Genomic DNA, 13922 nt, shown 5'->3' on the forward strand with positions numbered 1-13922 from the left:
CCGTGCCGCCAGGTTATTACCGTTTTGATCTAGCGATCCGGCTCGGACCAGTCTGACGCAGCGCTGTTGCTGCGTTGCAGTCTGAAGGCCAGGCCCAGGGCAACGCCGACCCCGATGGCAACCGTCAGATCAGCGAGCACCGTCAGCACCAGGGTCAGGAACAGCAGGAAAACATCGGATTTCCGGGCCGACAGATAGCCCCGCCACTTCTGGGGCTCGCTCATGTTCCAGGCGGTCAGGATCAACAGCCCGGCAAGCGCGGGCATCGCCATGTATCCGACCAGCCGCGATGCCAGCAGCATGACAACCAGAATCGTCACCGCATGGATCAGACCGGCCACCGGTGTCTTGCCGCCCGCCCTAATGTTCGTGGCCGTCCGCGCGATTGCCCCGGTTGCGGGCAACCCGCCAAAGAAGGAGGACCCGATGTTTGCGGCCCCCTGGGCCAGCAGTTCTGCATTGGGGCGGTGATGCCCGGAAATCATCCTGTCGGCCACCATGGCGGACAGCAGCGATTCCACACCGGCCAGAAACGCGATGATGACAGCCGAGGGCAGCAGCTCGATCACCCGGTCGAACCCAACGACAGGCAGTGTCGGCCAGGCCGGGGCACTCGGCAACTCCCCGAACTGCGACCGAATGGTCTCCACCGGCAGGTCGAGGATCGCCACACATGCGGATGTGCAGGCAACCGCGACAATCAACCCCGGTAGTTTTGGCGCCGCCCGGCGGAAAAGCACGATCAGCACCATCGTGACACACCCGATCAGCGCCGAGGCGACAGAGAAACTTGAACCAGCTTCCCAAAGGACCTCCAGCTTCGCAAGAAACGCCGCAGGAACCCCCGCCACATCCAGCCCGAAAAGATCCTTGAGCTGACTGGTCGCGATGATGATGGCAATGCCGATGGTGAACCCGTTGATCACAGGCTCCGGAATATGCCGGATCAGGACCCCGGCCCGGAAATATCCGGCCACCAGCAGGATCAAACCAGCCATGAAGGTGGCCATGACCAACCCGTCATAGCCATGTTCCGCGATCACCCCGAACACGACGACGATGAACGCCCCCGTCGGGCCGCCGATCTGAACCCGGCTCCCGCCCAGCAGCGAGATCAGGAAGCCTGCGACAATGGCGGTCACCAGCCCTTTCGCCGGATCAGCGCCGGAGGCAATCGCGATGGCAAGGCTCAGGAGCAGCGCCACCATCGCAACGGTCACGCCCGCAATCGCATCCTGAATCAGAAGCGATCCCGTATAACCCCGCATTGTCGTCAGTATCTTCGGTTTCATGAGCAGACGTTAGGACTCCGACAATCTGTTGTCATTCAAAAGCAGAGCGCCAGATTGCCGCGCCCGCAGGGCATGCACGCCCCGGGGTCAGCCCTCCGCCACCCTTGGCCGCCCAGAGGCCTCCACCGTCACCACCGCTTCGATGAACACTTCGCGCGCCTCGACACCTGCGGTGCGAATGTCGCGGTTCACGGAAATCTGGATGTCAGCGGCACCCGCAGCCTGCGCATCCGCCATCGCAAGGCCGCGCAGGACCTCTTCCAGACGGTCCAGTGCCGCATGCTGATCGCCAAAGTCCTGCGGCCCCTCCACCAGATGCACCCGGTACTTCCCCTCGCTGGGTGCCGTCACGGTGCCGCTCTGGCGCATCGTCACGCGCCCCACCACCGCCCCGATGGCATTGGCGACACCGGCATGCTCCGGCAGGATCATCTCGCAACCCAGCCGCGCACCCACCGCCGGATAATAACTGGCGGCAGAGGCCCCCAATCCGATCACCGGCACATCCAGCCCGGTCTGCAACCGCACCAGCCCGCGATGTCCCGCCATGCCGCGTTGCATCAGCACATGTTGCGCCAGCGCCTCCGGCGCGATCCCGAAAACCGTATCTTCCTCGGCAAACGCGGTTTCGAGAAGCGCCAGACAGGTCTGATGGGTCAGCCGGTCCACGATCATCTGCGCCACATCCTCGGCGCTGTTGGACAGCACATCGCCCGCCCCGGTCCGCCTGCGCCCGAACAATTGCAACGCCTTGCGCGCGGCAGCGGTGTCCCACTCCAGCACCCGGCCCAGCACGTGGCTGGCATCAGAGGGCGTGACTCCCGCAATCTGCACCAGCCCCCGCTCCACCAGCCGCTTCAGCGCACCCTGTTCGATCCGCGCACGCAACACGTCGCCAAGGGGATGCACCCCGGCCCCGATCCGCTCCAGCAAGGCCGCCTCGCGCAGGCCCAGCCCCTCTGTGGTCTGGCCGGGCACCGCCCGCACAAACCGCGCGTCATGTTCGCCCGGCGTCACCGCCCGCAACTGCGCATCCAGCGCATCATGAACCACTTCCGGCGCATCGACCGCCACCAGTGACACCGGCAACAACCGGCGCGGCCCCAGCGTGACACCACCGCGCAGCCCCTCGCTGATGAAATGCACCTCGCTGTCGCCGCCCAGACCGGTGGTGCGCATCGCCACCGCCTCGACCATCGTGCGATAGGGGCCGACCCGCGCCCCCGCCGGGTCAATCGCCGGCCTGCCGCCGCGCAACAGCGCCACATCCGTCGTTGTCCCCCCGATGTCGCTCACCAGTGCCAGTTCTGCCCCGGTCAGCCAGCGCGCCCCCACGATAGAGGCGGCAGGCCCGCTCAGGATTGTCTCGATCGGGCGCTCGCGGGCCTGGGCGCTGGAAATCAGCGCACCATCGCCCCGCACGACCATCATGGGCGACGTGATCCCCAGCGACTTCAGCTCATCCTCGGCGCGTCCGATCAGCCGGTCGATCATCCCGATCAGCCGCGCATTCAACACAGCCGTCATCGCGCGCTTGGGGCCGTTCAGCTTTGCCGACAACTGATGCGAGGCCGAAACCGGCCGCCCGGTCACCTGCGCCACCAGTTCCGCCGCCCGCAGTTCATGTGCCGGATTCCGGGTGGCAAACTGACCGGCCACGGCAAAGCCGCTGACATCCTGTCGGTGACGCTCCAGAAAGGCGATCAGCCCGGCCTCGTCCAGCGCCTGCACTTCCGCGCCAGCGTGATCATGACCACCCGCCAGCACGATGGCCGGATCCCCCTTCAAAGCGTCGGACAGCCCATGCGCCTCAAGATCCCGCTCTCGGAAACCGATATAGATCAGCGCAACGCGCCCGCCCTGCCCCTCTACCAGCGCATTGGTGGCAAGTGTGGTCGACAGCGACGCCAGCGAAATCTCCGACGGCGCGATGTCGGCCGAGGCAAGCACCGCACGGACGGCACCGCCAATCCCTTCGGCCAGATCATGCCGGGTGGTGAGTGACTTGGCCGAGGCGACCACCACCTCATCATCGCGGATCAGCACCGCATCCGTATAAGTTCCGCCCGTGTCCACGCCCAACAGCAACGCCATGCCAGTCTCCACTCTGTTCCGCTAACGGTGTACCTGACCCCGCGCCGTGGTCCATACCCCAGGGCTCAGGCCGCGTTAATCCTACGCAGGCTCCAGACACGCAACCGCCCAGCGCGCAGCATCGGCCACCGTGGCGTCCGCGTCCTCGCACAATGCCTGCGCAGCCTGCCGCAATTCGGGCAGGCCAGAGTTCCCGATGGCGTAAAGCACGTTGCGCACAAACCGGTCCCGCCCGATCCGCTTGATCGCCGAACCTGAAAAACGCGCGCGAAAGGCCGTGTCGTCAAGCGCCGCCAGCGCCACAAGATCCGCCGCGCGCACCTCTGGCCCGTGATAGCGCAGATCGCTGGCGGCGACGGCGAACTTGTTCCAGGGACAGACCGCAAGGCAATCGTCGCAGCCATAGATGCGGTTGCCCATCAGGCCGCGCAATTCGAGGTCCACCGGGCCCTTGTGCTCGATCGTCAGATAGGAAATGCAGCGTCGCGCATCCAAACGGTAAGCGGCGGGAAAGGCACCTGTCGGACATATATCCAGACAGGCCCGGCAAGACCCGCAATGGTCAGCCTCCGGCGCATCCACCGGCAGGTCCAGTGTGGTGAATACCGACCCCAGAAAGGCCCAGTTCCCCCAGTCCCGGCTCAACAGGTTGGTATGTTTGCCCTGCCAGCCCAGCCCGGCGGCCTGCGCCAGGGCCTTTTCCGGCACCGGGGCAGTATCGACAAAGACTTTCACCTCGCAAGGCTCCTGCGCGATCAGCCAGCGCGCCAGCCGTTTGAGCCGTTTCTTGACAATATCATGATAATCGCGCCCCTGGGCATAGACCGAAATCGCCGCCTTTTCCGGGTGTTCCAGCACCGCCAGCGGGTCCTGCTCCGGCGCATAGCTTTCTGCCAGCATGATCACCGACCGCGCCTCCGGCCAAAGCGCCGCAGGGTTGCCGCGCCAGTGCATCCGCTCGGCCATCCAGCCCATCTGCCCGTGATATCCCGCCTCGACAAAGGCCTGCAGCCGCCCCGGCACCTCAGGCACGGCATCGGGCCTGCAGATCCGCGCGGAGACGAACCCCTCGCGCAGCGCCTCTGCCACCAGCTTCGCCTTCAGGTCCATTCTTTTTGGCCTCAAATATCCGCGGGGGGTCCGGGGGGCAAAAAGCCCCCCGGCGCGCGGCTTAAAAATCCAGGTCGTTGTAATGTTTCGGAGGCGGGAAACCGGGCACCTGATCCGCCAGCAAGGCGCGGAACGCAGGCCGCGACTTGATCTTGGCATACCAGTCCTTGACCACATCACTGCGGTTCCAGTCCACGTCCGAGATATAATCCAAAGACGACAGATGCGCCGCCGCGGCGAAATCCGCCAGGGTCATCACATCGCCCGCCAGCCAGCGGCGATGGTCCAGCAGCCAGGCCATGTAATCCAGATGATACTTGATCGCCTTGGCACCCGCCTTGACGTTGGTGCTGTCCGGGTAACCCTGTTTCATCACCTTCTTGTTGACCCGCTCATAAAGCAGTTTGGAGGTCACTTCGCGGTGGAACTTGTCATCGAACCAGCTCACCAGCCGCCGTACTTCAAGCCGCTGCACCGGGTCGACGGGCATCAGCGGCGGCTCGGGGCGGGTTTCCTCGATATATTCGCAGATCGCAGCACTCTCGGCCATCATGATCCCGTCGAGCCGCAGCACCGGCACCTTGCCTGCCGGATTGCGCCGCATGAAATCGGGGTCCTGTTCCCAATAGCGTTCCTCGACCAGTTCCACCTCGATCTTCTTTTCGGCGAGGCTCAGGCGGACCTTGCGGCAAAAAGGCGATAGCGGGACGTGAAACAGACGGGCCATACTCAGCTTTCGGATAATAAAGGAGTGGAGCCATCCATGCCCCTAATCCCGGTGGTTTTCAACTCTCGAAACAGGCCGCACGTCCGTCATTGCGGATCGTTGCCGCCCCGTCGCGCACCTGCCGGGCGCGTTTGAGAACATAATCACTGGGCTTTGCCGCGGACCTCTTCTTGGGCGCGGGCAGGATCGCCGCCAGCCGTGCGGCCTGGTTTGCAGACAGGTCGGAGGCCGGGACACCAAAATAATGCTGCGCCGCAGCTTCGACCCCGAAAACACCCTCGTCGAATTCGGCAATGTTCAGATAAACCTCGACAATCCGCCGCTTGGACCAGACTGCCTCCATCACCGGGGTGATCAGCGCCTCCATGGCTTTGCGCAGCCAGGTGCGGCCATGCCACAGATAGACGTTCTTGACCGTCTGCTGGCTGATCGTCGATGCGCCCCGGTTCGACCCCGCCGCAATCGCCTTGCGGATCGCGATCATGTCGAACCCCCAGTGCTGACAGAAATTCGCATCCTCCGCCGCCACGGCAGACCGCGCCATCACGGGTGCCATCCTGTCCAGGGACACCCAGGTCTGCTTGACCCCGCCCAGCCGGCGGCTTTCAGAGAACATATAGGCTGTCGTCGGCGGATTGATCACCGCGCCCAGCACCACCAGGAACACCACCAGCAGAAACACCGCCGATACCGCCCGCAGCACCAGCCGCGTCACCCGCTTTTTGAACGAGCGCCGGGCGGGCGGCTTTGACGTGGTCTTTTTCAGTGTGGTTTTCGATGCGCGGGCCATCCCCCAGCTATAGGGGGGCTCAGGGGTTTTGTGAACGCCCCGCTTGTGCAATCTGCCGCGCCAGGTAGGCCCCGATCAGTGCCGAGGCCCGGGCCGATGGATGGGTGTTGTCCGCGGCGTAGTTCCCCGGTTCGGTCGGGTCGATCACATCCTCGGAATCCACGAACAGGACATGGGGGCTGGCATTGGCAAACCGCGCAAGGCGTGTTTCCATCCGCACCAGATCGTCGCGACAGCCGTTGAACGACCCTTTGCCGTTGCCCGCGTAATAGCCCATCCACAGGATCCGCGCGCCACTTTCTGCCCGAAGCCTGCTGACAAAAGCCGGAATCGCACCGGACATCCCGTCTGCCCCGATCAGCCTGTCCACAACCCCGGCGCAAGCGCCGCAACCACAGTCGGACCCCAAATCATTCGCGCCGCCGTTGATCACGATCCAGTTCCACCGCCCGCCGGGAAACTGCCGCCTGATGTCAAAGCCCACCGCCCCGGCAAGACCGGAGTCATTGTCGAACTGTGCCCCCGGCACCGCCTTGCTGACCACATTGCGGCCCAGTGCCGCCTGCATCGCATCGGGAATCGCGGCATCGCTGCCCCCGTTCCAGGCCATGACGGAATCGCCCAGCACCAGAATGTCCCCGCCGCCACGCCGGGTCGCGTCGGTGCAGGCGGTCAGCAATGCAACAGCCAGAAGGAAAAGGGAAAGCAGTCTGATCATCAGGCAAGGCAGCTAGCCTGCCCCGGCCCGAGGTAAAGGGCGGGGGTGTCGGTTCAGGCGGCGATCATCTGCGCCTCTGCCCGCCGCAGAACCCTGCGCACGGCACGCCCGTCATCCGCCGGACCTGCAATCTGGTCGGGGAAAAGCGCCAGCAACTCCGCCTGTGCCGCCGTCCCTGCCGCATCCAGCGCATAGGCGGGCAGACAGCTTTCCGACGGGATGCCCTGGCCAAAAATGATCTGATGGCGGTCAAAGACAAGATGGACATAGGTCACCACACCGCCGGACACCTGCCGCACGGTATCTCCGTTGACCAGATGTTTGGCCGCAACCAGCACTTCGTCCTGGCCAAAGTACAATTCCGCCCGCCACCCGGACACAAGTATCCGGTGCTGCGGTGACACCAGCAGAGGTGCCGTGTTTCCGATGGCCCCAAGCGCAAAGCGGATCGGTGCGACATCGCCCGCCGCCCGAAACCTGTCCGCCAGAATCTGACGGATCGGCTGTGCGCCGTGGTCCAGCGTCTCGACTTCATCTCCGATCTCCAGGGTCTCGATGGCCCGCAGCCCCCCAGGCGTCCGGATCATCGTGCCGGGCGTGAAACATGTGGGGCCGAAACTGCCCACCGGCGTCTGTGTGCTGTTGGTGACGAAGGTGGAGGAAACGAAGGTCCCGTTCTGCAAGACCTGCCCGTCTGTCGGAGTAAAGACCGGGGCGCCGGAAGCGAGGTAGAAGGTCACGCCGGTATATGTCACCGTGGAATTGTCCGGCAACCGGATGGTCAGTGTATCGCCCACCCAGACATCGGTGATCGCCGTGCCGTTGAACGTGTCGCCCGAGTTGTTCCGGATCAGACCATCGTCATTCTGATCGGTGAACGTCACCAGCTGGAAGGTCAGCGGCGTGCCCACGGGCGGTGCGGCGCCGGGATCGACGGTGAAAAACTGGTCCTGATAGGATGCGGGCATGGATACACCTTCGGCTCTTGCGGGCTTTGTGTATCGCCGGAAAATCAGGTCTCATTATGACCGGATTTTAGTCAATTATGACCTAATAAAGGGTCCGCGCGCCCCAATTCAAAGCGGGGCGCGCGGCATTTCACAGCCTCATTCGGCGGGGACGGCCGCCTTGTCCAGGCTCAGCGGCGCAGGCAGATGCGCCAGCATCTCCTTTGGGCAAACCTGGATAAAGTTGTGCTTTTCGGTGTCCCAATGCTGCAGGATCTCCTCTGCCTTGCGGCTTTGGGTTTCCTCCAGATGACGCTCCAGCAGCTCTTCCAGCTCGCCCAGCCAGTGGTCGACCGTGACCGGGCAGGTCACAATTGTCTCCCGGTTCATCAACGCCTTGACGGTATTTTCAGGGTCATACAGATAGGCCATCCCACCGGTCATCCCGGCCCCGAAATTCGCGCCGATCTCGCCCAGGATCACCGCGACGCCACCGGTCATATATTCGCAACCGTTGCTGCCGCAGCCCTCGATCACCACTTTCGCACCGGAGTTCCGCACGGCAAAGCGCTCACCGGCGCGACCGGCCGCAAACAGATAGCCGGATGTCGCCCCGTAAAGCACGGTATTGCCGATGATCGTATTCTCCGAGGCCACGATGGGGCTCGCCATATTGGGCCGGACCACGATCGTGCCGCCCGACAGGCCCTTGCCGACATAATCATTTGCATCGCCCGATACTTCGAGCTTCAGGCCCTTGGCCGCAAATGCGCCCAGCGACTGCCCGGCCGATCCGGTCAGTTTCACCGTCAGGTGATCCGCCTGCAGCTTGTTGCGCATGCCGAACTTCTTGATGATATGGCTGGAAACGCGGGTGCCCACGGTCCTGTGCGTGTTCTGCACCGCATAGGACAATTGCATCTTCTCGCCATCCTCAAGGAAACGCGCCGCATCGCGCACGATCTGGGCGTCCAAAGTGTCCAGCACCGCCTGCCGGGGCTTGTCCCGGTCATAGACATTGTGCTGCGCCCCATCGACCGCGATCAACAGCGGGTTGAGGTCCAGGTCGTCCAGATGCGCGGAGCCACGGCTGACCTGCGCCAGCAGATCGGCACGCCCGATCACCTCGTCCAGGCTGCGCGCCCCGAGGCTTGCCAGAATCTCGCGCACTTCCTGCGCGTAGAAGGTGATCAGGTTGACCACCTTGTCGGCACTGCCGGTGAACCTGCCACGCAGCGCCTCGTCCTGGGTGCAGACACCCACCGGGCAGGTGTTGGACTGGCACTGGCGGACCATGATGCAGCCCATGGCAATCAGCGCGGCGGTGCCGATGCCATATTCCTCGGCCCCCATCATCGCCGCCATGACGATGTCACGCCCGGTGCGCAGCCCGCCATCGGTCCGCAGGGTCACGCGGTCGCGCAGGTTGTTCATCGACAGCACCTGATGCGCCTCGGTCAGGCCCATTTCCCAGGGCAGACCCGCATATTTGATACTGGTCGCGGGGGATGCCCCGGTGCCGCCATTGTGGCCCGAGATCAGGATGATGTCCGCCTTGGCCTTGGCCACGCCGGCGGCAATCGTGCCGACACCGCTTGAGGCCACCAGTTTCACCGTCACCTTGCAGCGCGGGTTGATCTGCTTGAGGTCATAGATCAGCTGAGCCAGGTCCTCGATCGAATAGATGTCGTGGTGCGGCGGCGGGGAAATCAGCGTGACCCCCTTGGTCGAATGCCGCAGCCGCGCGATCAGGTCGGTGACCTTCATCCCCGGCAACTGACCACCTTCGCCGGGCTTGGCCCCCTGCGCCACCTTGATCTCCAGTTCTTCACACTGGTTCAGGTATTCCGCCGTGACGCCGAAACGCCCGGACGCCACCTGCTTGATCTTGGCCGAAGGGTTGTCGCCATTGGGTTCCGGCACGAAATGCGCCGGATCCTCGCCACCTTCGCCCGAATCCGATTTTGCCCCGATCCGGTTCATCGCCACGTTCAGCGTCTTGTGCGCCTCAGGGCTGAGCGCGCCCAGCGACATGCCGGGCGTCACGAAACGCTTGCGGATCGACGTAATGCTTTCCACCTCTTCCAGCCCGATCGGTGCGCCCAGGGGCTTGATGTCGAGCAGATCGCGCAGGTGGATCGGCGGGTTCGACTTCATCTTGGCCGAATATTGCTGCCACATCTGATAGGATGCCTTGTTGCAGGCCATCTGCAGCATGTGCATGGAAGAGGCTTCCCAGGCGTGGGTCTCGCCGGATTTGCGCGCCTTGTAGAAGCCGCCGATGGGCAGAACGCTGCCATCGCCCGACCAGCCCCGCGCATGGACCTCTTCGGACTTGCGCTGGATACCGGTCACGCCGATGCCGCTGATCCGGCTGGTCATGCCGGGGAAATACTCCGCGCACATGGCCCGGGACAGGCCCACGGCCTCGAAGTTCAGACCGCCGCGATAGGAGGACACCACACTGATGCCCATCTTCGCCATGATCTTGAGCAGCCCCTGGTCAATCGCATTGCGATAGCGCGCGATTGCGGTGGTCAGCGAGATGTCCAGCAGGCCGCGCTCGATCCGGTCGGCCAGCGAATCCTCTGCCAGGTAGGCGTTGACCACGGTTGCACCGCAGCCGATCAGCACCGCAAAGTAATGCGGATCCACACATTCCGCCGACCGCACGTTCAGCGATGTAAAGGTCCGCAGCCCCTGACGGGTCAGATGGCTGTGTACCGCCGAGGTGGCCAGGATCATCGGCATGGCGACCCTGTCCTTGCCGCTCAGGTGATCGGTCAGCACCAGATGCCCCGCACCGGAACGCACGGCGTCTTCCGCCTCTGCCCGGATGCGTTTCAGGCCCGCGCTGAGGCTGCCCTCACCCGGGGCGAAGGAACAATCGATGGTCACCACGTCCGCGTTGAAATGGCTGAACAACGCGTCGAACTGCGCATTGCCGACAAAGGGGCTGTCCAGCACCAGGATCTCGGTCTGGCTGCTGTCCTCGTCCAGCACGTTCTTGAGGTTCCCGAACCGTGTCTTCAGGCTCATCACCCGGTATTCGCGCAGGGAGTCAATCGGCGGGTTGGTCACCTGGCTGAAGTTCTGGCGGAAGAAATGGCTCAGCGGCCGGTACTGGTTCGACAGCACGGCAGAGGGCGTGTCATCACCCATCGACGCCAGCGCCTCCTTGCCGTCCTCGGCCATCGGCGCCAGGATCTGCTCAAGATCCTCGATGGAATAACCCGCAGCCACCTGCCGCCGGCGCAGTTCATTGCCGGTAAAGACCGGCTTTTCGGTCACCTGCGCAAGCGGCTCGTCCAATTCCACGATCTTGCCGACCCACTCGCCAAACGGCAAAGCCGCGGCCAGCTTGTTCTTGATCTGGGCATCGCCGTAAAGCTTGCCCTTCTTCATATCGACGGAAATCAGCTGTCCCGGCCCCAGCGCGCCCTTGCGCACCACATTGGCCTCGTCCAGCGGAATCATCCCCGCCTCGGACCCTGCGATCAGCATGCCGTTGCTTGTCACCACATAGCGCATCGGGCGCAGACCGTTCCGGTCCAGCCCCGCGCAGACCCAGCGGCCATCGGTCATCGCCAATGCTGCCGGGCCGTCCCAGGGCTCCATCACCGAGTTGCAATAGGAATACATGTCGCGCCAGGCCTGGGGCAGTTCCACGGCCTGTTTGGACCAGCTTTCAGGCACCAGCATGGTCTTGGCCATCGGCGCGGAGCGCCCGGCCCGCACCAGCACCTCGAACACCGAATCCAGCGCCGCACTGTCGCTGGACCCCGCCGCGACGATCGGCTTGATCTCATCCGCCATTTCCCCAAAGGCGGCAGAGGCCATCCTGATCTCGTGGCTTTTCATCCAGTTCATGTTGCCGCGAAGCGTGTTGATCTCGCCGTTATGGGCCAGCATGCGGAAGGGCTGGGCCAGCCACCACTGCGGGAAAGTGTTGGTGGAATAGCGCTGGTGATAGATCGCAAAGGCGGAAATGAACCTTTCATCCTTCAGGTCGGGATAGAATTCCGCCACCTGCTCGGCCAGCATCATCCCCTTGTAGATGATGCTGCGGCAGGACATCGACGCGATGTAGAAATTCGGCACCTGTGCCGCGATCACGGCCTTCTCCACCCGGCGGCGGATCACGTAAAGCTCCCGCTCGAAGGTTTCCTCGTCCACGCCCTTGGCGTTGGAAATCAGGATCTGCTCGATCTCCGGGCGGGTCGCATTGGCCTTTTCACCCAGCACCGAAATATCCACCGGCACATGCCGCCAGCCATAGATGTAATAGCCCATCCGCAGCACTTCGGCTTCCACGATGGTCCGGCATGTCTCCTGCGCGCTGAAGTTCGTGCGCGGCAGGAACACCTGGCCCACGGCAATCAGCTCGTTCTCGCGCGGGGTATGGCCGGTGCGCTGCACCTGGTCGTAAAAGAACGGCACCGGGATCTGTACATGGATACCCGCGCCATCGCCTGTCATCCCGTCCGCATCCACGGCGCCCCGGTGCCAGATCGCCTTGAGCGCCTTGATACCGTTCTCCACCACCGCGCGCGACTTGGACCCGTCGATATTGACCACCAGACCCACCCCGCAGGAGGAATGCTCCTCGGCTTCGCTGTAAAGCCCGTTCTCGGCCAGATACGCACGCTTGGCGGCCATGTCCTCGGCCCATTTTTCATCATAGATCATGGTATCGGATCCTTTCATTCGCTCACAAAGCTGGCCGCAAGCGCGTCACAGCCAAAAAGGGGGGTATCGGACAGAAAACCTTTCTGACCGGGATAGATAAAATCGACAGGCCGGCTGTCATAGGAAAACGTCGTATCGGGGCGGGTCACATCGCCGGTGCCGGAAAAGAACCTGCCATGGGTTTCCGACACGAACTCCGACCCTTCGGCCTCGTAGATCATCGCGCCATCCGCATCTGTCTTGCGGATGGAATATTCGGTGCGGTGCAGCCGCTCGCCATCAATCATGACGTTGCGCTCCGCAATGCGGTCGAATCCGACCACCCGGTGCGTGCCCTCCGCCGTGTCGAGGCTGAAGTCATAGGTATCCAGCCCGCTTTGCAACAGGCCACTCAGGCTCGCCGGATCTGTCGCCGGGGTGATCAGGCTTTCCCGCTCTCCGCTGGTCAGGAAGAACGACTGGACCCATTGCGCCTCTGCGTCGATCTGACCGACATAGACCAGCCCGCGCTGGTCGATCTCGCCACGCCATTGCAGACCGGGGGCATCGGCAGCACAGGTCCACAGATGCTCCACCACGCAACTGCGGGTCTGCACGGTAAGATGCGCGGTGCAGCCCTGCGGCGGGGTGAATGTACCGGCAGCCGCCGGGCCGGCCAGCAGGATCAGGGCAAGGGCGCGCATCATGCATCGCCTCCGCTGAACATCGCGATGGTTTCCTCGGTGCTCAGGCGCTTGTGGTCCCCCGCCAGCCGGTAGCCCTGCGGACACATATCGGCAAAGAATTCCATCTTCAGCGGGGCGCCGCCGCCATCCGCAAACAGGCCCGCCGCCAGGTTGCGGCGCCCGTCATGGAGAGTTTCATACCAAAGGGTCGACCCGCAGGTGCTGCAGAACCCGCGCTGCGCCCATTCGGAGGACCGATAGACCGAAGCGTCACCAGATACCTCAACGCTGCCAGGCACCGTTTCGATGGAAAAGAATGCGCCGGAGGTATGCCTGCGGCACATGTCGCAGTGGCAGGCCCGCAGGATCGGGTCTTCTGTGCGCGCGGTCACACGAACCGCGCCGCACAGGCATTGGCCGCTGATTTCAGACATTGTCGGTCACCTCCTGCGCGCGGGGATATTTTGCACGATACTGCTCTGCCGTGGCCTTGCGGTGATCGCCTTCCAGCGAAAAGGCCGCCGGGGCCTCGTCGCAATAGATTTCGCTGCGCAGCGGCCAGTCTTTTGCCGCCTCGAAAAGACCCGGCATCAGATCGTATTCGGCGGTCTCTTCGCGGTCGCGCATCCACAGATGTGACCCGCAGGTACCGCAGAAGGCGCGTTCCGCCAGCTGGGACGATGCATGAACCTTGACCGGTCCGCTGACCGTTACCGTTTCGGGCGCGGCGGGGAAGCTGGCGAAGACCGATCCGCTCCACCGCTGGCACATGGCACAATGGCAGACGCCGACCCAACCCGACGGGTCGGTCACGGTGATCTTCACCGCCCCACAGAGGCACTGACCGCTGATCACGTCGCTCGGCATTGTCATTCTCCCTGATCCCATAC

At 63.6% G+C, this 13922-nt stretch carries 11 protein-coding genes; all 11 read right to left on the reverse strand.

What is annotated here, in order from left to right; translation table 11 throughout:
• Window positions 1-29: 29 nt before the first annotated feature.
• Window positions 30-1292 carry a SulP family inorganic anion transporter gene (locus tag ACWNZ3_RS17795; protein ID WP_496900740.1) on the reverse strand — a complete coding sequence of 421 codons (1263 nt, stop codon included), beginning with the start codon at window positions 1290-1292 and terminating at the stop codon, window positions 30-32.
• Between the two features lie 87 nt (window positions 1293-1379).
• Window positions 1380-3386 carry a hydantoinase/oxoprolinase N-terminal domain-containing protein gene (locus tag ACWNZ3_RS17800; protein ID WP_496900741.1) on the reverse strand — a complete coding sequence of 669 codons (2007 nt, stop codon included), beginning with the start codon at window positions 3384-3386 and terminating at the stop codon, window positions 1380-1382.
• An 81-nt stretch (window positions 3387-3467) separates the two neighbouring features.
• On the reverse strand, window positions 3468-4496 hold the full coding sequence (queG, locus tag ACWNZ3_RS17805; RefSeq protein WP_496900742.1) for a tRNA epoxyqueuosine(34) reductase QueG: 1029 nt from the start codon (window positions 4494-4496) through the stop codon (window positions 3468-3470).
• A gap of 61 nt (window positions 4497-4557) precedes the next feature.
• The gene (gene fzlA / locus ACWNZ3_RS17810) at window positions 4558-5223 is read right to left on the reverse strand and encodes an FtsZ-binding protein FzlA (RefSeq protein WP_114273884.1); all 666 of its coding nucleotides are present in this window, start codon (window positions 5221-5223) and stop codon (window positions 4558-4560) included.
• A 58-nt stretch (window positions 5224-5281) separates the two neighbouring features.
• Window positions 5282-6013, reverse strand: coding sequence for a monofunctional biosynthetic peptidoglycan transglycosylase (gene mtgA / locus ACWNZ3_RS17815; RefSeq protein ID WP_496900743.1), 732 nt, complete (start codon window positions 6011-6013; stop codon window positions 5282-5284).
• 19 nt (window positions 6014-6032) lie between these two features.
• A complete protein-coding gene (locus ACWNZ3_RS17820; protein ID WP_496900744.1) occupies window positions 6033-6731 on the reverse strand; it encodes an SGNH/GDSL hydrolase family protein in 699 nt (232 codons plus the stop codon).
• A 53-nt stretch (window positions 6732-6784) separates the two neighbouring features.
• Window positions 6785-7699, reverse strand: a complete 915-nt coding sequence (locus ACWNZ3_RS17825) for a Hint domain-containing protein (protein ID WP_496900745.1) — start codon at window positions 7697-7699, stop codon at window positions 6785-6787.
• Between the two features lie 138 nt (window positions 7700-7837).
• A complete protein-coding gene (gene gltB, locus ACWNZ3_RS17830; RefSeq protein ID WP_269362549.1) occupies window positions 7838-12367 on the reverse strand; it encodes a glutamate synthase large subunit in 4530 nt (1509 codons plus the stop codon).
• Between the two features lie 14 nt (window positions 12368-12381).
• Complete coding sequence (locus tag ACWNZ3_RS17835; RefSeq protein ID WP_269362548.1) at window positions 12382-13053, reverse strand: hypothetical protein; 672 nt, start codon at window positions 13051-13053, stop codon at window positions 12382-12384.
• Entirely contained in the window at window positions 13050-13466 is a 417-nt protein-coding gene (locus ACWNZ3_RS17840; protein ID WP_269362547.1) for a GFA family protein, read from the reverse strand. Before ACWNZ3_RS17840 ends, ACWNZ3_RS17835 begins: the two co-directional genes overlap by 4 nt.
• Entirely contained in the window at window positions 13459-13905 is a 447-nt protein-coding gene (locus ACWNZ3_RS17845; protein ID WP_269362546.1) for a GFA family protein, read from the reverse strand. Before ACWNZ3_RS17845 ends, ACWNZ3_RS17840 begins: the two co-directional genes overlap by 8 nt.
• Window positions 13906-13922: the final 17 nt, after the last annotated feature.

The sequence above is a fragment of the Sulfitobacter sp. IGS-18 genome, assembly GCF_059628195.1.